Here is an 18,815-nt window from a genome sequence, read left to right on the forward strand (position 1 = left end):
CCTGCGGCCACCCTTGACCGCCCGTCCCGTCCCGGAAAGACAAAGACTGCCGGGAAGCCCCCGAAGGATGGCCGGGGGGCACGTGTCCAGGGGCGGCCCCATCACAGATCCGGGCCGGGAGTCCCCGTCCATCCGGAGCCGGCTCACCGGGACCGGCCAGCCGACCAGTAATGGCGGGCGCGGCCCCCATGCGGGCCCATAAAAGCCCTTTCGGGACCCCGGCAGGGTCAACCCGCATCAGGCAGCGGCCAGCACCCCATCCCGGTGGCCCTGGGCCGGTGGACGCCTCAGATCGCTACGCGCTTCTCCCGGCTAAGCGTCCACCGGCCGTCCGTGGCCGTTCACAGGCCGCCCGAACATGGGATATTGGCGACCTTTTAGGGCGTCTGCGTTCTGTTTGTGGTGAAAAGCGGCGAAGAGGGAGTCTGAGGCCGGATTTTCCAACCTCCCGCTCCAGTAAGCCGTCTCACGCTCCCGGAGTGCCGGATGAAAGGGACAAATGACCCGCTGTCGCGTGCTTGGTGAGGTGGTGTTGGTCGTGGGCGGCTTATGTCCGGCCCCAGACGGCCGGCGGACGCTGAGCAGAGAGAAGCGCGTAGCGATCTGGGGCGCCCTCGGGCCCGCCCCGCCCCTGATGGGCTTCTGATCGCTGCCTGGTGCAGGCTGCGCCCCATCGTCGTCTGACTGGCCGGTCCTGGCGGGCCGGCTGCGGATGGACGGGGACCCCCGGGCGGGATCTGTGATGGGGCCGCCCCTGGACACGTGCCCCCCGGCCATCCTTCGGGGGCTTCCCGACAGTCTTTGTCTTTCCGGGACGGGACGGGCAGTCAAGGGTGGCCGCAGGCCATCGCGAAGCGACGCGACGAAGGAGCGCCCTTGACGGGCCGGCACGGCACGGAAGGACAGTGGACTGACGGGAAGCCCCCGAACCCACCCCGACACCGCCCCACCCACACCCCGCCCCTCGGCTCCCGCCCTACTCTGCCGACCCCGCCCGCCTGTGTCCGCCCCTGGGAATCCCGCCCCGCGCTTCCGACCCCGACCCACCCAGCCCCCCAGCCCCCCAACCCCCCGCCCAACCGCAACCCCCCGCCCTCGCCCCCGCCCCGCCCAACCCCCACCTGGCCGGTTCTCGACCACCCGGCCCGCCCTTGGTTCTTCCCCGCCAAGGGGCTCGGCGGGCTTTTGGTCAGCGGGTTTGTGGGCCTGTGGGGGTTTCTGCGGCGCGGCCGGTGGGCTTCGGCGGGGCCTGCCGTACGGCCGGGTTCCGGCCCCCGTGGGCTTCCCTTTGGGGTTTTCCGGCGGGGCGTCGATTAAGGTGACCAGGTGAAGATCGCCCTCATGGACTCCGGAATCGGCCTCCTCGCGGCGGCTGCCGCGATGCGGCGGCTGCGGCCCGACGTCGATCTGGTCCTCTCCTCCGACCCCGTCGGCATGCCCTGGGGGCCGCGCACCCCCGACGACCTCACCGGGCGCGCCCTCGGCGTGGCCCGGGCCGCCGCCGGGCACCGGCCGGACGCGCTGATCGTGGCCTGCAACACCGCAAGCGTGCACGCCCTGCCCGCCCTGCGGGCCGAGCTCGAACCCGGCATCCCGGTGATCGGGACCGTGCCCGCGATCAAGCCCGCCGCCGCCGCGGGCGGGCGCGTGGCCATCTGGGCCACGCCCGCCACCACCGGCAGCCCCTACCAGCGCGGGCTGATCCGTGACTTCGCCGCCGGGGCCCGGGTCACCGAGGTGCCGTGCCCGGGGCTCGCCGACGCCGTCGAGGCGGGGGACGACAGCGCCGTCGCGGCGGCCGTCGCCGCGGCTGCCGCGCTGACCCCGGCCGATGTCACCGACGTCGTCCTCGGCTGCACGCACTACGAGCTCGTCGACGCGCCCATCCGGGCCGCCCTGGCCGAGCGGACCGGCGGCGCCGACCTGCGCTTCCACGGCTCCGCCGAGCCGGTCGCCGTACAGGCCCTGCGTCGCCTCGGCGCCCTCCCCGAGCCGGGCCTGCCCCGTACCGGGACCCTGACCGTCCTGCTCAGCGGCCAGGACGGTGCGCTCCCCGCCGCCGCGCTCGGCTACGCCGAGGGGCGGCTGCTCGTGGGCGAGGGCGCGGCCGTCGGACGGTGACCCCGTCCGCACCGGTGCGCGGCGGCCCCGACGGCCTCGGCTGCGGGTGATCCCCGGCCGTTACGTCCGCTCCGCCAGTGACCGAGCCAGCGAGCCCAGCGCGTCCGCGTCCAGCACCCGGCCGCCGTACCCGGGAAGCGGCACGTGCAGCGCGGCGGTCCACCCGCGCGGTATCGCCGCCCGGCCGTAGCGGGCTCCGGCCAGGGCGGGAGCCCGCACCGTATTACGGCCGGCGGTCGGCCGTACTGGCGAGGCGCTCGTCGGCCGCCGCTGCCCCGGTGGCTGGGGCCGTCGGGGTCATGCGCCCGTCAGTCGGCGGTCCAGCTCGTCCCAGGACACGTCCTCCAGGTGGGTCAGGAACACCCACAGGTGCCCGAACGGGTCCCTGAGGATGGCGGTCCGGTCGCCGTGGAACTGGTCGGCCGGCGGCTGGAGCAGTTCCGCGCCCTCGGCGACCGCCGTCCGTACCAGGGCGTCCACGTCCGGTACGAACACGTGCAGTGCGGCCGAGGTGCCGCCCAGCGTCGACGGGGCGGTGAACGGCCCCTCGGAGACGTCGCCGAGCATCAGGGTGGCCCCGGCGATCCGTATCTCGGCGTGCATCACCCCGCCCTCGGGGTGGTCGAGCCGGAAGTCCTCGACGGCGTCGAAGGCCCGTCGGTAGAAGGAGAGTGCGGCCGGCGCGTCGGCCACCATGATGTGCGCGACCACCGCCGTGCGGTAGCGGTCGGGGACGGTGTGTGCGGTCCGTACTGCCTGCTCGTCTGTCTCGTGAGTGCTCATGAGGGGGAACGTAGGACCTCAAGTTTGCTTGAGGTCAAGGCCGGGCAGATGCCTTCCGGCGCGTCCGCCGCGCGGGCGAGAGGCAGTGGCGCAGATGCGGAACGTGAGTACGCTGCTACACATGACGGTTCACCCACCGGGTCCCCTGTGGACGGGACGGGCCTCCAACCGCGGGCAATGGCTCCTTGCCGTGGCCGGCGCGGCCTGCGTCGCACTCGGCGTCGAGCTCGCCGTCGACTCGAACTGGACCGGCGGCCTCGCCCCGCTCCTCATGTCCGTCATCGGCTGCCTCGCCGTCGGACTGCTGATCCTCTTCGGCACCCTCGCGTTCGTGCACGTCGCCGTCACGGTCGACGCCGAGGCGATGGAGGTCCGCTGCGGCCACATCGGGCTGCCGCGCCGCAGGATCCGTCTGGTGGAGGTGACCTCCGCCGAGTTCCTCCCCCGTATCACCCCCCAGCAGTGGGGCGGCTGGGGCTGTCGCTGGCGCCCGGACAAGGGCACCGCCGTCATCGTCCGGCGCGGTGAGGGACTGGAGTTGCGGCTCGGCGACGGCAAGGTGTTCACGGTCACCGTCGACGACGCCGAGAACGCGGTCCGGGTCATCCGCGCCCACCTGCGCGCCCTCGCCGGCTGAGGCTTCTCCCGCTGCCGCGGGTGGGCACGTACACTCCGGCAAATGAGCAGCAGCATCACCGCAGAGCCCGGCCGCACCGCAGAAGCGGAAGCCGGAACCGAAGCCGCCGCAGCCCCCTGGAAGCGGTGGGCGGGCTCCTGGCCGCTGCGCGCCGCCCTCGCGGCCGGCTCCGGCGTGCTGCTCTACCTCAGCTTCCCGCCGCGCCCGCTGTGGTGGCTGGCCCCCTTCGCCCTCGCCGTGCTCGGCGGCTGCCTCCACGGCCGCCGCGCCCGCGCGGGCTTCGGCCTCGGCCTCCTGCACGGACTCGGCTTCCTGCTGCCGCTGCTCGTCTGGACCAGCGAGGGCGTCGGCCCGGTCCCCTGGCTCGCCCTCGTCACCCTCGAAGCCCTCCTGACCGGCCTCACCTGCCTCGGGATCGCCCTGGTCAGCCGACTCCGCGTCTGGCCCCTGTGGGGTGCGGCCGTCTGGATCGCGGGCGAGGCGCTGCGCGCCCGGGCCCCCTTCGGCGGGTTCCCCTGGGGCAAGCTCGCCTTCGGCCAGGCCGACGGGTTCTTCCTGCCGCTCGCGGCCCTCGGCGGCACCCCGCTGCTCTCCTTCGCCGTCGCCCTCTGCGGATTCGGGCTGTACGAGGCCCTGCGCACGGCCCGCAGCCAGCCCCGCCGGACCGCCGCCGCCCTCGCCGCGCTGACCGTCGTGGCCCCGGTCGGCGCGGCGCTCGCCGCCCGCCCGCTGGTGTCCGACGCCCCCGAGAGGGGCACCGCCGTGGCCGCCGTCGTCCAGGGCAACGTCCCGCGCGCCGGCTTCGACTTCAACGCCCAGCGCCGCGCGGTCCTCGACAACCACGCCAACCGCACGCTCCAGCTCGCCGCGGACGTCAAGGCGGGACGGGTCCCGCGGCCCGACTTCGTGGTCTGGCCGGAGAACTCCTCCGACATCGACCCGTACACCGAGCCCGATGCGTACGCGGTCATCGACAACGCGGTCAAGACCATCGGCGTGCCGGTCGCGATCGGCACGGTGCTGGCGCCCGAGACCGGCCCGCTGCGCAACACGATGATCCTGTGGGACCCGGCCAAGGGGCCCGTCGCCACGTACGACAAGCGCAAGATCCAGCCCTTCGGCGAGCGCATCCCGATGCGGTCGTTCGTCCGGCTCTTCAGTGCGGACGTGGACCGGGTGCAGCGCGACTTCGGCCCCGGCAAGGAGCCGGGCGTCTTCGCCATGGCGGGCAGCCGAGTCGGCATGGTCACCTGCTTCGAGGCGGCCTTCGACGACGCCGTGCGCTCCACGGTCCGGGCGGGGGCGCAGGTGATCGCCGTGCCGAGCAACAACGCGACGTTCGGCCGCTCGCAGATGACCTACCAGCAGCTCGCGATGGACCGGGTGCGCGCCGTCGAGCACAGCCGGACCGTGCTCGTGCCGGTCACCAGCGGTGTCAGCGCCGTGATCCGCCCCGACGGGCACATCGTCCAGCAGACCGAGATGTTCACGGCGGACGCGCTGGTCGACGAGATCCCGCTGCGCTCCACGCAGACCCCGGCCACCCGCGTGGGCCCGCTGCCCGAGTACGCGCTGCTCCTGGTGGCCGCGGGTGGCCTCGGCCGGATCCTCGCCCGCCGGATCCGGTCCCGCCGGGCCTCCTGACCCCTGACGCGGGCCGCCCGGCGCGGGCGGCGTGCGCGGTTCCGTAGGGTCGGGGGATGACCACACCTGAGTTCATCCGCCAGATCCGCGCCTCCGCCGGGAATCAGCTGCTCCTGCTGCCCGGGGTCACCGCCATCGTCTTCGACGACCGGGGACGGGTCCTGCTCGGCCGGCGCTCCGACAGCGGCCGCTGGTCCGTGGTCGGCGGTATCGCGGAGCCGGGGGAGCAGCCCGCCGTCACGGCGGTGCGCGAGGTGTACGAGGAGACGGCGGTGCACTGCGTGCCGGAGCGGGTGGTGCTGGTGCAGATGCTCGAACCGATCACCTACCCGAACGGGGACGTCTGCCAGTTCCAGGACATCACCTTCCGCTGCCGGGCCACCGGGGGCGAGGCCCGGGTCAACGACAGCGAGTCGCTGGAGGTGGGCTGGTTCGACGTGGACGCCCTGCCCGATCTGGAGCCCTTCGCGGTGGACCGCATCCACCGGGCCCGGCAGGAGGACGCCCCGACCTGGTTCGCCGGGGTGACGGGCCCGTCCGGAGAGGAAGGAGAGGAAGGCGAGGAAGGCGCCCTGCCGGAGGAGGAGCCCGCGGATCCGCGCGACGAACCGGCGCGGATCCGCGCGGAGCGTGACGCGGCGCTGCGCGACGCCGCCCGGCTGCGGCTGGAGGTCGAGTCCCTGACGTGGCCGGGCGAGGCCACGGCGGCGAGCTGGTCGCGCGTCGACCACCTGATCCTCGGGGGCCGCCGGATCCAGGCCGTGCAGAAGCTCCGGGAGGAGTTCGGCGTCGGCCTGCGGGAGGCCGTGGAACTGCTCGACAACCGCGTCGGGCTGCTGCGGCGGGAGCGGCCGGAGGATTTCGGCACGGACCCGCTCGGGCGGTCCGGCGACGAGCCGGGCGGTCAGCCCGCGGAGACCGCCGCCTCGCGGTAGAGCTCCAGGGCCTGGTCGCCCATCACCGCGCTGTAGGAGACCTCCGGGACGGCGCCGCCGGCCTCGTAGCCGCCGAGGACGCCGGCCAGGGCGCCGTCCGCGAGCCAGGGGCTGCCGCTCGTGCCGCCGCTGAGGTCCGGGCAGTCGATCCGGCGCTGGGTCTGCGAGAACAGGCTCGTGGCGTTGGCGCAGCGCAGCGGGGCCTCGTCCGAGCTGGGGTAGCCGAGGACCGTCACCGTCACCTCGTCCGGCTGCTCCGTGGCCACGGGAAAGCCGCCCACCGCGTCCTCGATGCGCCGGGCGCCGCCGTCCGCCGGGACGACCGTCGCGAAGGCGATGTCCTGGTCCGGGTCCCGGCCGTCCGTCCAGCTCGGGGCGATGTACGTGCCGGTCAGCTTCCACGTGCCGTACGGGGCCTTGCCGTCGCGGTAGCCCGGCGCGAACACCGTGGTGTCCGGGTTGTCCAGGCAGTGTGCGGCGGTAGCGATCACATCGCGGTCGTCGCTGTGCACCACGGCCGCCGTGCAGAAGTGGCCGCCGTCGAGGCCGTCCGCGAACAGGGCGCCCACCCGGTTCGCCGCGGCGTCGGACCCGGCCTCGACGGTCACCCCGAGCGGCGGCACGGCCGCGGCGTCGGGCAGGTCCACGCTGACCAGGGCGGCCATCGCGGCCAGCGCGAGCAGGATCCGGGACGCCGCACGCCGGGTGCGGGCTCGGTCGGCCGGTCGTCGGGAGTGCATGCGCGGGATCATGCCCCGAGCCTCCCCGCCGAAGCTATGTCCGGAGCCAGATATTCCATATGAATGAGCTGTGAATCATGAACGAGCTCTGCATCCGGGCGCCGCAGGTGGGCGGCGGCGTGGCGGGGGCGCGCGCCGCGGGCGAGACTGGCAGAGGCGCCAGGGGGGCCAGGAGGTGTCCCGTCATGACCGCACAGCGCCGCACGCCCGTGGTGTTCATCCACGGTCTCTGGCTGCACTCCACGAGCTGGGAGGGCTGGGCGGACACCTTCGCCGAAGCCGGGTACGAGCCCGTCCTGCCGGAGTGGCCCGGGGTTCCCGACACCGTCGCCGAGGCCCGCCGCCGGCCGGACGACCAGGCCGGGGTCGGGCTCGTCGAGATCTCCGACGCGCACGCCAAGGTGATCCGCGAGCTGCCGGCCCGGCCCGTCCTCGTCGGGCACTCGGTCGGCGGGTTCATCGCCCAGCACCTGCTCGGCCAGGGGCTCGCCGACGCCGCGGTGGCCATCTGCCCGGGGCAGATCAAGGGCGTCAAGGCGATCGCCCCGGCCCAGGCCAGGTCGACGTTCGCGGTCCTGCGCGACCCCGGGAACACCCGCCGGTCCGTATCGCTGAACCGCGAGCAGTTCCGCTACGGCTTCGCCAACGCCGTGTCCGAGGAGGAGTCCGAGGAACTGTACGAGGAGTGGACGATCCCGAGCACCGCCCGCCCGCTGTTCCAGCTGGCACTCGGCAACTTCACCCCGCACTCCCCGGCCGAGGTCGACACCGGGAACGAGACCCGCGGCCCGCTGCTCCTGCTCTCCGGCCGGCTCGACCACACCGTCCCGGACCTGCTGACCCGCTCGACCTACAAGCAGTACCAGCACTCACACGCGACCACCGAGTACCAGTGCTTCGAGGACCGCGGCCACTCGCTGACCGTCGACCACGGCTGGCCCGACCTGGCCCGCGCCTCGCTGTCCTGGCTGGACTCCCACGCCGCCGGGGCCCGCGCCGCCTGACGGCCTCCTACCGGCGCTCGTACACCGTCACGCGGCGGCCCCGGACCTGGCGGTCCTCCACCGCCCGGAACCGCTCCGCGAGCACCGCCGCCTTCGCCGCGTCCCGGGCGGCGCCCGACGGCTTCGCCACCTGCGCCGCGTCCGTCACCAGCAGCACCCGCCGCTGCCCGAGCAGCGCCGCCCGGATCCGCGCCGGGTCCGCCTCCTCGCCCTTGAGGGTGGCCGAATCCACCGGACTGCGTTCCAGGGCCACGTCCACCAGCCCCGCGAAGGCACCCGGCGACACCAGCGCCGTGTCCCGCCGGGCGGCCGGTACGAACAGCACCGCGTCCCCGGGCCGCCCGAGCCGGGCCACTTCCCCGGCCACCGACAGCACGTCGTCGACCCGGCTGGCCGGAGCCCGCTTGCCCAGCTCCACCGGCAGCAGCGCCACCACCGCGACACCCACCACGCCCGGCACGAGCAGGACCGCCGCCCGCGGGGAGCGCGGCCGGACGGCCCGTACGGCAGCGCCCAGCCCCGCACCGATCAGCAGGGCCAGCCCCAGCATGCTGAACAGCACGTACCGGTCCAGGAAGAGCGGCTGGACCAGGGAGATCCCGATCAGGCCCAGCTGGGGCACGGCCAGCAGCGGCAGCCCCACCGCCGTCGCCGACAGCCGCCCCGCACGCGGCCGGTCCGCAAGAGCGCAGACGCCGCCCACGGCGAGCAGAATCGCCGGGCCGATCATCATGTGCCAAGTCAGCGGCGGTATCCACGACACCTGGTCGGACTGGCTCCGGCTGAACAGCACCAGCGGCAACGCCCCCGCGACGGCGCACGCCCCGTACGCCGTCCAGCGCAGCCACACCCCGCGCCCGGCCCGCGCCCACCACAGCGTCGCCGCATGCGCGGGCAGGATCAGCAGCGACAGCCAGTTCAGCAGTGCGCACACCAGCACGGCGAGCGCGTACCCCGTCCACCGCGGCCGGGCCCGCCGGCCGGCCGGCTCCGACAGCAGCGACACCAGGAGCAGGGTCGACAGCCCGGCGCCGGCCGCGACCAGCGCGTACGGCCGGCCCTCCTGGAGGTAGAACTGCACGGCGGGCAGCAGCCCGAGCGCCAGCCCGCCGCCCAGCCCCGCCCAGAAGCCGGCCAGCCGCCGCCCGGTCACGGCCACGCAGGCCGCGGCCGCCGCCACCGCGAGCACCGACGGCAGCCGCAGCGTCGTCGTACCCGGCCCGAAGAGCCCGAAGAGCCCGTGCATCAGCAGGTAGTACAGCCCGTGCACGGCGTCGACGTTGCCGAGCATGTCCCATATCTCGCCGGTCGACCGGCGCGCCACCTGCCAGGTCGCCGCCTCGTCCCGCCACACGCTGTCCTGCCGGGAGAGCCCCCACAGGCCGAGGGCCAGGGTCCACAGGACCGGAACCAGCCACACGATGTGCCGGCGCGGACCGGTCGGTGTTCGGGAGATGTCGGAAGTCATGAAGGCGTGCGGATCCTCGATCGGCTGTTCGGGGGACGGCGTCAGTCTATGGACGCGGCGGCGGCTTTCGGGCCGGCTGTTGTGCGCCGCGGAGCGTGATCGCCCGGCCCGCCCGCCCCTAGCCTCGCCACAAGCAGCACGAACGAGGGGCGGTACCCGGTGAACTGGCTCATCCACGACTACCGCGAGAGTGATCTCGCCGCGGTGGTCCACCTGATCGACACCACGGCCGAACTCGGCCAGGAGTCCGTCTTCTCGCTCGCCGAGTGCATCAGCGCCCTCACCGACCGGCAGCCCTGCGTGGTCGCCGTCCACCAGGGCGTCCCGATCGGCGCGGCCCTCGCCTGCGTCACCGGCGAGCGGGCCTGGGTGATGCGGATCGCCATCGCCGCGGGCTGGCGCGGCCGGGGCCTGGCCAGCGCCCTCCTCGTCGAGCTGGAGCGTCGGCTGATCGCCGCCCGCGTCGGGCGGATCGCGTACGTCCTGCCCGAGGAGGACCTGCTCGGCGAGGGCCTCCTCAACGCCGGGTACACGCGCCAGCCCGCCGTCGCCTACTTCGAGAAGACGGAACCCCTGCACGGACCGGCGGCCGGCCTGCTCGACGACCTCGGCGGCCGCTTCCTCCCCAACGACCTGTGGACCAAGGTCGCCGGCATGGAGCACGAGAAGGACCTCATAGAGCGGCGCGTCGTCCTCCCGCTCGCCGAGCCCGAGCGGGCCGCCGCACACGGTGTGCGGCCGCCGCGCGCGATCACCCTCTTCGGCCCGCCCGGCACCGGCAAGACCACCTTCGCCCGAGCCATCGCCTCCCGGCTCGGCTGGCCCTTCGTGGAACTGCTGCCCTCCCGCCTCGCCGACGAGGGAAACCTCGCCGCGGCACTGCGCGACGCCTTCGCCCGGATCGCCGAGCTGGAGCGGGTCCTCGTCTTCATCGACGAGGTCGAGGAGATCGCTCCCGTGCGCACCGAGCCCGCGCAGCCCGGCGGGATCCACGGGGTCACGAACGAGCTGCTCAAGCTGATCCCCGGATTCCGGGAGGGCGACGAGCGGCTGCTGGTGTGCGCCACCAACTCCATCCGCTCCCTGGACCCGGCCTTCCTGCGGCCCGGGCGCTTCGACTACCTGATCCCCATCGGCACCCCGGACGCCGGGGCGCGCGCCGCGATCTGGTCCCGCCACACGGCGGGCCGGCCGGACGTGGACGTGGCGGCGCTGGTGGCGGCGAGCGAGCTGTTCACCCCGGCCGACATCGAGCACGCCGCGCGGATCGCGGCGCAGGTGTCCTTCGAGCGGGACCTGGAGGCGGTGGGCGCGCGCGGCGTGGCGGCGGTCCAGCCCGGCGCCTCCACCCAGGACTACCTGGCGGCGGTCGCGCAGTGCCGGCCGACGGTGACACCTGCGATGACGGGCGAGTTCGAGGCGGACATCACCGCCCACGCCCGCTTCTGAACGGCCTGCCACGGACGGGCCGGCAGGAAAGGCCCGCAGCCGCTCCCCGAAGCGGCTGCGGGCCTCCCGCGCGGACAACCGGCGGCCCCGGCCTGATCCGGAAGCAGGACTGACGGGACAGCCCTCAGCCGGCGCAGCGGTACGTGAACTGCGTCGCGGCGGTGCGCTGCGCGGGCGAGACCAGCTGGAGCTCGGCCTCGGCCGCGTACGTGCCCCGGCCCTGGAAGGTCCACAGCAGGTGCAGCCGGGCCTCCTTGCGCCCGCCCGGCACCCGTTCGGTGAGCTGCTCGGAGCGGGTGCCGTCGGAGCGGATCCACCGGTACGTGAGAGTCCCCGCCCGCCCGTTGGTCCGTACGACGGCCACCACGTCGGCCGTGGAGTCACAGCCGGGACCCTGCGCGCCGGCGGCGGCGACGGTCACGCCGCGGACTTCCAGGGCCGGGCCGTACCGCTGCCAGGCCAGGTACGCGAGCACCGCCAGCAGGACGACCGCGGCCAGGGTGTAGCGGCGCCACTCCCCGCGCCGGCGGCGCACCACCGGTTCGGCGACCACGGGGAACGGGGCCGGCAGGGCGGCCGTCACCCCGGGCCCGAAGCGCAGGACCGACCCCTCGACCCGGTCGGGCACGACGTCCTGAGGCTGCGGCTGGGGCTGCGCCAGAGGCTCGGTCGGGGAGTCCGGCTGCGGCAGGGGCCGGGTCGCGGACTCCGGCTGGGACTCCGGCCGCGGCAGGGGCTGGGTGCGGGGCTCCTGCTGGGGCGGCCCGCTGAACCAGTGGCTGCCGAGGACGGTGGCGCTGTAGTCGTCGTCGCTCATCCGATCGTGCACCTCCTGATGTAGACCTGGGAGGTCGGGGATCCGTTGCCGGCGGCGGGCTTGGTGGTGGCGCGCACGCCCCAGTAGCAGCCCCGGCCGTCGAAGGTGTGGGTCTTGACGAGCGGCGCGGCGGCGCGGCCCGGCTGGTACGTCAGGGTGTCGGGGGCGCCGTCCGGCGTGCCCAGCTTCCCCTCCGCGTTGCCGGTGAACCACTCCAGGACCACCGTCACCGGCGCGGTGCCCTTCGCGTCGACCGTCACCGTCGCCTGTCCGAGGGAGGGCCCCGTCTCGCGGAGGGTGACGGACACCGCGCCGACGACCACCGTGGGCTTCGGCGAAGGCGGCGCGGTGGTCGGCGCACTCGTCGTCGGCGCGGTGGTGGTGGGCGTCGCCGCCGGGGAGTGACTCGTACTCGTGGTCGGGCTCGGCGTGCCCGACGGCGAGGCGGACGCGGAGGGGGACGGCGAGGGGGAGGGCGACGGCGAGGCCGTGGCCGACACGCTCGGACCCGGCGCGGGCGCCGGGCCGGTGGCGCCGGGGCTCGCACTCGACGTCGCGAACGCGTTCAGCGCGGCGGCCCCGCCGCTCTCCCCGCCGGCCGCACTGTAGGTGAGCGCCGTGAGCACCCCCAGGACCAGCGCCGCGCCGCCCGCGACCAGGCCGCGCCGGCCCGGTGCCCAGCGCGAGGGGCTGGAGATCGTGGTCGTGGCCACCGCCGTGGTCCCGGCGGCCGGAGCGCCCGCGGAGGGGAACAGCAGCGGCAGCAGCGCGGCCAGCGCCGCGAGCTTGCGCTGCCCGCGCTCCTCCCAGTCCGGCCCGTACGCGGCGAGCGCCACGCCCTCCAGCTCCGCCACGAACGCCTCGGCGTTCTCCGGCCGCGCTTCCGGGGCCTTGGCCAGACCGCGCCGGATCAGCGGGCGCACCGGCTCGGGCGCCTCGGTCTCCGGGACCGGGGCCTCGATGTGCTGGACCGCGAGTTCCGCGAAGTTCTGCCCGGCGAACGGCTTGCGGCCGGTCAGGCACTCGAAGAAGGTCGCCGTCGCCGCGTACACGTCGGCGGCGGGCGAGGCCGGACGGCCCTGCCACTGCTCGGGGGCCATGTACGCCGGGGTGCCCGCCACCCCGGGTGTCGTCCCGCGGCGCGCGGCGATGCCGAAGTCCACCAGCTTCGAGGAGCCGTCGGGGGCGACCAGGACGTTCTCGGGCTTGTAGTCGCGGTGGACGACGCCCGCCCGGTGCGCGGCGGCCAGGCCGAGCAGGGAGCCCTTCAGCACGACGAGGGCGGCCTCGGGTTCCGCCTGCCCGGCCTGCTTCAGCAGGGCGCGCAGGGATACCCCGTCGACCAGCTCCATCACGATGGCCGCGCCGCCCGGAGCCTGCGTGTACTCGACGTACTCGTAGAGCCGCACCACGTAGGGGGTGTCCAGTCCGCCGAGCAGCCGGGCCTCCGCCCGGAACTCCGCGACGAACGCCGGGTCCTCGCGCAGCCGGTCGCTGAGGTATTTCACCGCGACCGGCGTGCCGGTGGCCTGGTGGACGGCGAGGACCACGCGGCCGCTGCCGCCGGAGCCGAGTTCGCGGACCTCCGCGTAGCCGGGCACCGTCCACGCGTTCTTCATCGTCTGCCCCCGTCCGTGGCGTCACCGAGTTCCGGGCCCGGTCGATCCGAGCCACACCCAGGGACACGGTTTCCGCCACGGCTGGTTCCCAACCTGACGGGGTGTCTCTCCCGGTGCTCAGGCCGCGGCCTGCGCGGCGCCGATCATGGCGTGCAGCCGGTCGGCCGCAGCCCTGCCGAAGGCCGGGTCGTTGATGTGGGTGTCGTAGTCGTAGAGCCGGGCGGAGCTGCCCCGCAGCCCCTCGCGCAGCGCCGAGAACAGGGCCCGGTCCGCGTCGGGGTCATGGTAGGTGCCGCCCGGCGCACCGAGCGTGGACAGTCCGCGGAGTGGGACACACACGGCCGTGGGTCCGGTCGCCGCGCGGAGTTTGGCGGCGACCCGGCGGCCGAGCTCCGCGCATTCGGAGCGGGTCGTACGGATCACCGTGATGGACGGGTTGTGCACGTGGACCCGCCGGTAGCGGGCCCGTTCGGGCAGGGTCTTCAGCGGGCCGAACTTCACCATGTCCAGTGCGCCCAGGCTCACGACCTGCGGGATCCCGGCCCGCCCGGCGGCGCTGAGCCGGTCGGGGCCGGCGGTCAGGATGCCGCCGCACAGGTCGTCGGCGAGCTCGCTGAGCGTCAGGTCGAGCACGCCGGCGAAGACGCCCTGCCCGGCCAGGGATTCCAGGGTGCGGCCGCCGGTGCCGCTGACGTGGAAGACCAGTACCTCGTAGCCGAGTTCCGTCAGCCGTTCGCGGGCCGCGTCCACGCCGGCCGTGGTGACGCCCGCCATGCTCGCCGCGACCAGCGGGCGGGATCCGGCGCCGAGCCCGGCCGGGTGGCGCAGGTCCGTCGAGGAGCGTTCGAAGGCCTTGGCCATCCCCGCGGCCGCCTCGACCGCGTTCGCGAGGACGGGCGCGGAGATGCTGTTGATCCCCGCGATGTCCACCACGCTGTACATCATCGTGATGTCCGAGGATCCGACGTACGGGGCCACGTCCCCGGACGCCATGGAGGAGACCATCAGCTTCGGCACGCCCAGCGGCAGTGCGCGCATCGCCCGGGTGGCTATGGAGGTGCCGCCGCTGCCGCCTATGGCGAGCACCGCGTGCAGCCGGCCCTCGGCGTGCAGGCGTAAGAGCGTCGCCTCGGCGCCCTCGGCCATCGCGGTCACGGCCGCACCACGGTCGGCGGCCGTGCGCAGGTGTGACAGTTCCGTTCCCGCGGCCCGGGCGACCGCATCGCGCGGTACGTCCGCGGGGACCCGGGGATCGCCCATGATTCCTGTGTCGACCATGATCACTTCGACGCCGGTGCGCAGCAGCCTCTCGCGCAGCCAGCCGTACTCGACACCCTTGGTGTCCAGGGTTCCCACCAGCACGACGTTCGTCATACGTGCAATGTCCAGGCAGGTGGGGTTTGTTGGCAAGTCAAGGTCGGGTCAACCCCGCTGCAGCCCCAACAGCCTCTCCAGAAAGGGAATCTGAGAGGGAATCAACTTGGTTTCGGCCACCGGGGGAGTGAACCACGCCACCCGGTCCAGCTCGGGGAACTCCTGCGTCCGGCCCGAGTGCGGAGGCCACTCCATCGTGAAGGTGCCGGGCACCATCAGTGCCGGATCGAGGTCCGCCCGCACCGCCCAGATCGTCACCAGCTTTCCGCCCGGGATCCGCAGCTCGCCGAGCGGCAGGTACGGGCCCTCGGGCGGCGGCAGGCCGATCTCCTCCGTGAACTCCCGGCGGGCCGCGTCGAGCGGAGCCTCGTCCGCCTCGTACTCGCCCTTCGGGATGGCCCAGCCCCCGTCGTCCTTGTGCTCCCAGTACGGTCCGCCCATGTGACCGAGGAGCACCTCGATGCCTTCGTCCGCCGGGGCCGTGCGGAACAGGAGCAGTCCGGCGCTGCGCTTCTGCGTCATGCGCCCATGTATGCCCCGCGGAGGGGCCGCTCAGTGCGCCGTCAGTGGTCGTGCGGACCCTGGCGGTGCACCGGGCCGTGCGCGTCCGCGCAGTGGGGGTCCGGGTCCGCGCCGTGGCGGCCGACGCTGAGCAGCGCCTCCTGCACGTGGTCCACCTGGAGGGTGGTGTGCGTGATCCCGTACTCCTTCTCCAGCAGCCGCTCCAGGTCGCGGCGCACGGCGTGGCAGTCACCGGCCGGTTCGACGAGGACGTGCGCGGACAGGGCGGCCTGCCCGGAGGTGATCGTCCAGATGTGCAGGTCGTGCACCTCGGTGACCGGCGGGTGCCCGGCCAGCCGGTCGCCCACCGCGTCCGGGTCCATGTGCGCAGGGGCGGCCTCCAGGAAGATCCGGCCGGACTCGCGGACCAGCCCGTAGCCCGCCTTGACCATCAGCACCACGACCACGAGCGTGGCGATGGCGTCGGCCTGGACGAATCCCGTGGTGAGGACGATCAGACCGGCGACGGCGGTGCCGATGAAGGCGAACAGGTCGTTCAGGATGTGCTGGTAGGCGCCCTCCACGGCGAGCGAGGAGCGGTTCGCCCGGGAGATGCACCACGCGGCGGCCACGTTCACGACGATGCCCGCGAGCGCCGTCACCAGGACCAGCCCGCCCGCCACCGGCGGCGGATCGAGCAGCCGCCGGACCGCCTCGTACGCCAGCCAGACCGCGAGCAGCAGCAGCGTGAGCCCGTTGGCCTGGGCGGAGAGTATCTCCGCGCGCTTGAGGCCGTACGTGAACCCGCCGCGCGCCGGGCGGGCGGCGAGCCGCATCGCGATCAGCGCGAGGACGATCGAGACGGCGTCGGTGAGCATGTGGGCGGCGTCGGAGATCAGCGCCAGGGACTGGGCCACGATGCCGATGGCCACCTCGACCGCCATGAACGCGCCGATCAGGCCGAGCGCGATGGCCAGCCAGCGCCGGTCGGCGTCCGCGGAGACGCCGTGGCTGTGACCCCCGTGGCCCCCGTGGTCGTGGCCGCCGTGGTCGTGACCCCCGTGGTCGTGGCCGGCGGCGTGGCCGTGGTCGTCGTGCGCGTGGTCGTGCCCACTCATGGCGTCCCCCGTGTGTTCGGTTCCGACGCGTGAAGTGAAGCGCACCCCGTCGCAATGGGCAAAGGCTGCAACGGGGACCGTTGTCATTACCCATAAGAGGCCGCTGACCTGCGGCGATGTCGACGGCTGCCGAGTCGGGCGGATCGTGGGAAAATCTGCTCATGGTCCAGCGCCCCGGTGTGCCGACCGCGCCCGAGCTCGTCCTGGAGACCGACACGGGCACCACCGCGATGGTCCCGGGCCGGACGTACCACGTCGGCCGGGACCCCCTCTGCGAGATCTGCCTGGACGACGCCCGCGTCTCCTGGCACCACGCCCTCCTGCGCCCCGACGGCGACCACTGGACCGTGGAGGACGAGAACAGCACCAACGGCACCTGGGCCGACGGCCACCGCATCCACGAGTGGAGCGTCGGCGCGGGCAGCGAACTGCGCTTCGGCAGCGCCGCGGACGGCCCGCGCGCGCTTCTCCTGGGCCCCGCCCCGGTACTCCCGGCCGCCCCGCCGGTATCGGCCGCCCCGCCGGTCCCGGCCGCCCCGTCGGCTTCGGCTGCCCCGCCGGACCGGGCGGCTGCGGGTGGCGGTTCCCGCCCGTCCTCGGTGTCCCAGCCCTCTCTGACCGGCACCTTCCGCCGCCCCACCAGCGTGCGCCCGCTGCCCGGCCGGACCGCCGTGCGCATCGGCCGCGCCCCCGGGAACGACCTCGTCATCGACGATCTCGTCGTCTCCCGCCGGCACGCCGAACTGCGCGCCCTCGCCGACGGCACGTACGAGATCGCCGACCTCGGGAGCCACAACGGCACCTTCCTCAACGGCACCCGCACCGAACGCGCCCCCGTCACCGAGGGCGACATCATCGGCATCGGCCACACCGCCCTGTGCCTCGTCGGCGACCAGCTCCAGGAGTACGTCGACACCGGCGAGGTCTCCCTCGACGTCCAGGACCTCGCCGTCGCCGTCGACCACGGCCGCAAGACCCTCCTCGACCACGTCTCCTTCCCCGTCGGCGCCAAATGCCTGCTCGCCGTCGTCGGCCCCAGCGGAGCCGGCAAGTCCACCCTCCTCGGCGCGCTCACCGGCCTGCGCCCCGCCGACCACGGCAGCGTCCTCTACGACGGCCGCGACCTCTACCGCGACTACGCCGAACTGCGCAGCCGCATCGGCCTCGTCCCCCAGGACGACATCCTGCACGCCCAGCTCACCGTCCGCCGCGCCCTCATCTACGCCGCCGAACTGCGCTTCCCGCAGGACACGGCCCCCGCCGAGCGCCAGGCCCGCGTCGACGAGGTGATCGGCGAACTCGGCCTCGGGCAGCGCGCCGACCAGCCCATCCACAGCCTCTCCGGCGGCCAGCGCAAACGCGTATCCGTCGCCCTGGAACTGCTGACCAAGCCCTCGCTGCTGTTCCTGGACGAGCCCACCTCCGGTCTCGACCCCGGCATGGACCGCTCCGTCATGCACATGCTGCGCGGCCTCGCCGACGACGGCCGCACCGTCATCGTCGTCACCCACAGCGTGCTCAGCCTCGACGTCTGCGACCGGCTGCTGGTCCTCGCCCCCGGCGGGCGCATCGCGTACTTCGGGCCGCCCGAGGAGACCCTCGGCTTCTTCGGCTTCGAGCAGTGGCCCGAGGCGTTCGAAGCCTTCGAGAACCAGCGGGACCGGGACTGGGCGGGGGAGTACCGCGGCTCCCCGCAGTACCGCAGGTTCGTACAGCACGCCGCGCGGCAGCCCCGGCAGGACGCGGACCGGTCCGGGACGGCCGCGTTCGCCGCCCCGCCGCCCAAGGCCCAGAGCTGGGGCGCCCAGCTCTCCACCCTGATGCGCCGCTACGCCGCCGCGCTCAGCGCGGACCGCACCTTCCTCGCCATCATGATCGCGCTGCCGTTCGTCATGGGCGCCATGGCCCGCGCCCTCGCGGGCAGCACCCTCACGGCGGAGACCGCGATCAACGCCCTGCTCATCCTGTGCGTCGGCGGCGTACTGACGGGCGCCGCCAACGCCGTACGCGAGCTGGTCAAGGAACGCGTCATCTACCAGCGGGAACGGGCCGTCGGACTGTCCAGATCCGCCTACCTGATGTCCAAGGTGCTGGTCCTCGGCGCCGTCACCGTCGCGCAGGCCGTGGTGCTGACGCTGGTCGGCCTCTACGGGGTCGACACCAATGCCCCCGGCGGCAAGGGAGTCTTCCTGCCACCCCTCGTCGAGATCACCCTCGCCGTCGCCCTGCTGTCCTTCACCGCCATGATGCTCGGCCTGCTGGTCTCCGCCCTGGTCCGCAAGGAGGAGGTCACCATGCCGCTGCTGGTCCTCCTCGCCATCGTCCAGGTGGTCTTCTGCGGAGCCCTGCTCCAGCTCGACGGCGTACCCGTCATCGGACAGCTGGCCTGGCTGGTGCCCTCCCGGTGGGCGCTCGGAGCCATGGCCGCCACCATCGACCTGGGCGCGATCGTGCCCGGCAAACTCACCGACGACCCGCTCTTCGCGCACAGTCCCGGGGTGTGGCTGCTGGACATGGGGATGCTGGTGGCCCTGTCCGTCCTGTTCGGGGTGCTGGTCCTGCGGCTGCTGCGCCGCCACGAACCCGCGATCATGCGGAAGTAGGC

General features: G+C 74.0%; 15 protein-coding genes and 1 pseudogene. 7 read left to right on the forward strand and 9 right to left on the reverse strand.

What is annotated here, in order from left to right; all coding sequences use genetic code 11:
- Positions 1-1,326 precede the first annotated feature (1,326 nt).
- Positions 1,327-2,121, forward strand: a complete 795-nt coding sequence (locus ACIPK4_RS12830) for a glutamate racemase (protein WP_376204058.1) — start codon at positions 1,327-1,329, stop codon at positions 2,119-2,121.
- 60 nt (positions 2,122-2,181) lie between these two features.
- Here ACIPK4_RS12830 and ACIPK4_RS12835 read toward each other — a convergent pair whose 3' ends face one another.
- Together ACIPK4_RS12835 and ACIPK4_RS12840 are read right to left on the reverse strand one after the other, a co-directional pair.
- Complete coding sequence (locus ACIPK4_RS12835; protein ID WP_402311831.1) at positions 2,182-2,340, reverse strand: hypothetical protein; 159 nt, start codon at positions 2,338-2,340, stop codon at positions 2,182-2,184.
- Positions 2,341-2,418: 78 nt separating this feature from the next.
- Entirely contained in the window at positions 2,419-2,904 is a 486-nt protein-coding gene (locus ACIPK4_RS12840; RefSeq protein WP_402311833.1) for a VOC family protein, read from the reverse strand.
- A 121-nt stretch (positions 2,905-3,025) separates the two neighbouring features.
- On the opposite strand from ACIPK4_RS12840, the gene ACIPK4_RS12845 reads away from it, so the two are divergent.
- The 3 genes and pseudogenes from ACIPK4_RS12845 to ACIPK4_RS12855 form a co-directional block, all read left to right on the forward strand.
- Complete coding sequence (locus ACIPK4_RS12845; protein WP_402311835.1) at positions 3,026-3,541, forward strand: hypothetical protein; 516 nt, start codon at positions 3,026-3,028, stop codon at positions 3,539-3,541.
- Between the two features lie 42 nt (positions 3,542-3,583).
- Entirely contained in the window at positions 3,584-5,185 is a 1,602-nt protein-coding gene (gene lnt, locus ACIPK4_RS12850) for an apolipoprotein N-acyltransferase (protein WP_402311838.1), read from the forward strand.
- Between the two features lie 56 nt (positions 5,186-5,241).
- Positions 5,242-5,703, forward strand: a pseudogene (locus ACIPK4_RS12855) (NUDIX hydrolase); the annotation flags it as partial.
- A 386-nt stretch (positions 5,704-6,089) separates the two neighbouring features.
- Here the strand turns inward: ACIPK4_RS12855 and ACIPK4_RS12860 are convergent.
- On the reverse strand, positions 6,090-6,860 hold the full coding sequence (locus ACIPK4_RS12860; RefSeq protein WP_402311840.1) for a trypsin-like serine peptidase: 771 nt from the start codon (positions 6,858-6,860) through the stop codon (positions 6,090-6,092).
- A gap of 185 nt (positions 6,861-7,045) precedes the next feature.
- On the opposite strand from ACIPK4_RS12860, the gene ACIPK4_RS12865 reads away from it, so the two are divergent.
- Complete coding sequence (locus tag ACIPK4_RS12865) at positions 7,046-7,864, forward strand: alpha/beta hydrolase (RefSeq protein ID WP_402311843.1); 819 nt, start codon at positions 7,046-7,048, stop codon at positions 7,862-7,864.
- Between the two features lie 7 nt (positions 7,865-7,871).
- On the opposite strand, the gene ACIPK4_RS12870 is transcribed toward ACIPK4_RS12865, so the two are convergent.
- Entirely contained in the window at positions 7,872-9,332 is a 1,461-nt protein-coding gene (locus ACIPK4_RS12870) for a hypothetical protein (protein WP_402311846.1), read from the reverse strand.
- Positions 9,333-9,491: 159 nt separating this feature from the next.
- On the opposite strand from ACIPK4_RS12870, the gene ACIPK4_RS12875 reads away from it, so the two are divergent.
- Positions 9,492-10,781 carry an ATP-binding protein gene (locus ACIPK4_RS12875; RefSeq protein ID WP_402311849.1) on the forward strand — a complete coding sequence of 430 codons (1,290 nt, stop codon included), beginning with the start codon at positions 9,492-9,494 and terminating at the stop codon, positions 10,779-10,781.
- A gap of 124 nt (positions 10,782-10,905) precedes the next feature.
- On the opposite strand, the gene ACIPK4_RS12880 is transcribed toward ACIPK4_RS12875, so the two are convergent.
- The 5 genes from ACIPK4_RS12880 to ACIPK4_RS12900 form a co-directional block, all read right to left on the reverse strand.
- A complete protein-coding gene (locus tag ACIPK4_RS12880) occupies positions 10,906-11,598 on the reverse strand; it encodes a hypothetical protein (protein WP_402311851.1) in 693 nt (230 codons plus the stop codon).
- Positions 11,595-13,217: a serine/threonine-protein kinase gene (locus tag ACIPK4_RS12885; protein WP_402311853.1), complete on the reverse strand. Its 1,623-nt coding sequence runs from the start codon at positions 13,215-13,217 to the stop codon at positions 11,595-11,597. The genes ACIPK4_RS12880 and ACIPK4_RS12885 overlap by 4 nt, the downstream gene beginning before the upstream one ends.
- Positions 13,218-13,334: 117 nt before the next feature.
- Positions 13,335-14,591 (reverse strand): Tm-1-like ATP-binding domain-containing protein, encoded by a 1,257-nt coding sequence (locus ACIPK4_RS12890; RefSeq protein ID WP_402311855.1) that lies wholly within the window; start codon positions 14,589-14,591, stop codon positions 13,335-13,337.
- A gap of 48 nt (positions 14,592-14,639) precedes the next feature.
- Complete coding sequence (locus ACIPK4_RS12895; protein WP_376196015.1) at positions 14,640-15,113, reverse strand: NUDIX domain-containing protein; 474 nt, start codon at positions 15,111-15,113, stop codon at positions 14,640-14,642.
- A 41-nt stretch (positions 15,114-15,154) separates the two neighbouring features.
- Positions 15,155-16,210, reverse strand: coding sequence for a cation diffusion facilitator family transporter (locus ACIPK4_RS12900; protein WP_402311857.1), 1,056 nt, complete (start codon positions 16,208-16,210; stop codon positions 15,155-15,157).
- Between the two features lie 161 nt (positions 16,211-16,371).
- Here ACIPK4_RS12900 and ACIPK4_RS12905 point away from each other — a divergent pair, with 161 nt between their 5' ends.
- Entirely contained in the window at positions 16,372-18,813 is a 2,442-nt protein-coding gene (locus ACIPK4_RS12905; protein WP_402311860.1) for an FHA domain-containing protein, read from the forward strand.
- The last annotated feature ends 2 nt before the right edge of the window (positions 18,814-18,815 follow it).

It is taken from the genome of Streptomyces sp. NPDC086989 (genome assembly GCF_044745505.1).
GTDB lineage: Bacteria > Actinomycetota > Actinomycetes > Streptomycetales > Streptomycetaceae > Streptomyces.

Coding starts and splice junctions, on each gene's coding strand:
- ACIPK4_RS12900 (WP_402311857.1), bottom strand. CDS start 16,210: ATGAGTGGGCACGACCACGCGCACGACGACCACGGCCACGCCGCCGGC.
- ACIPK4_RS12905 (WP_402311860.1), top strand. CDS start 16,372: ATGGTCCAGCGCCCCGGTGTGCCGACCGCGCCCGAGCTCGTCCTGGAG.
- ACIPK4_RS12865 (WP_402311843.1), top strand. CDS start 7,046: ATGACCGCACAGCGCCGCACGCCCGTGGTGTTCATCCACGGTCTCTGG.
- lnt (WP_402311838.1), top strand. CDS start 3,584: ATGAGCAGCAGCATCACCGCAGAGCCCGGCCGCACCGCAGAAGCGGAA.
- ACIPK4_RS12845 (WP_402311835.1), top strand. CDS start 3,026: ATGACGGTTCACCCACCGGGTCCCCTGTGGACGGGACGGGCCTCCAAC.
- ACIPK4_RS12840 (WP_402311833.1), bottom strand. CDS start 2,904: ATGAGCACTCACGAGACAGACGAGCAGGCAGTACGGACCGCACACACC.
- ACIPK4_RS12860 (WP_402311840.1), bottom strand. CDS start 6,860: ATGCACTCCCGACGACCGGCCGACCGAGCCCGCACCCGGCGTGCGGCG.
- ACIPK4_RS12880 (WP_402311851.1), bottom strand. CDS start 11,598: ATGAGCGACGACGACTACAGCGCCACCGTCCTCGGCAGCCACTGGTTC.
- ACIPK4_RS12870 (WP_402311846.1), bottom strand. CDS start 9,332: ATGACTTCCGACATCTCCCGAACACCGACCGGTCCGCGCCGGCACATC.
- ACIPK4_RS12895 (WP_376196015.1), bottom strand. CDS start 15,113: ATGACGCAGAAGCGCAGCGCCGGACTGCTCCTGTTCCGCACGGCCCCG.
- ACIPK4_RS12885 (WP_402311853.1), bottom strand. CDS start 13,217: ATGAAGAACGCGTGGACGGTGCCCGGCTACGCGGAGGTCCGCGAACTC.
- ACIPK4_RS12890 (WP_402311855.1), bottom strand. CDS start 14,591: ATGACGAACGTCGTGCTGGTGGGAACCCTGGACACCAAGGGTGTCGAG.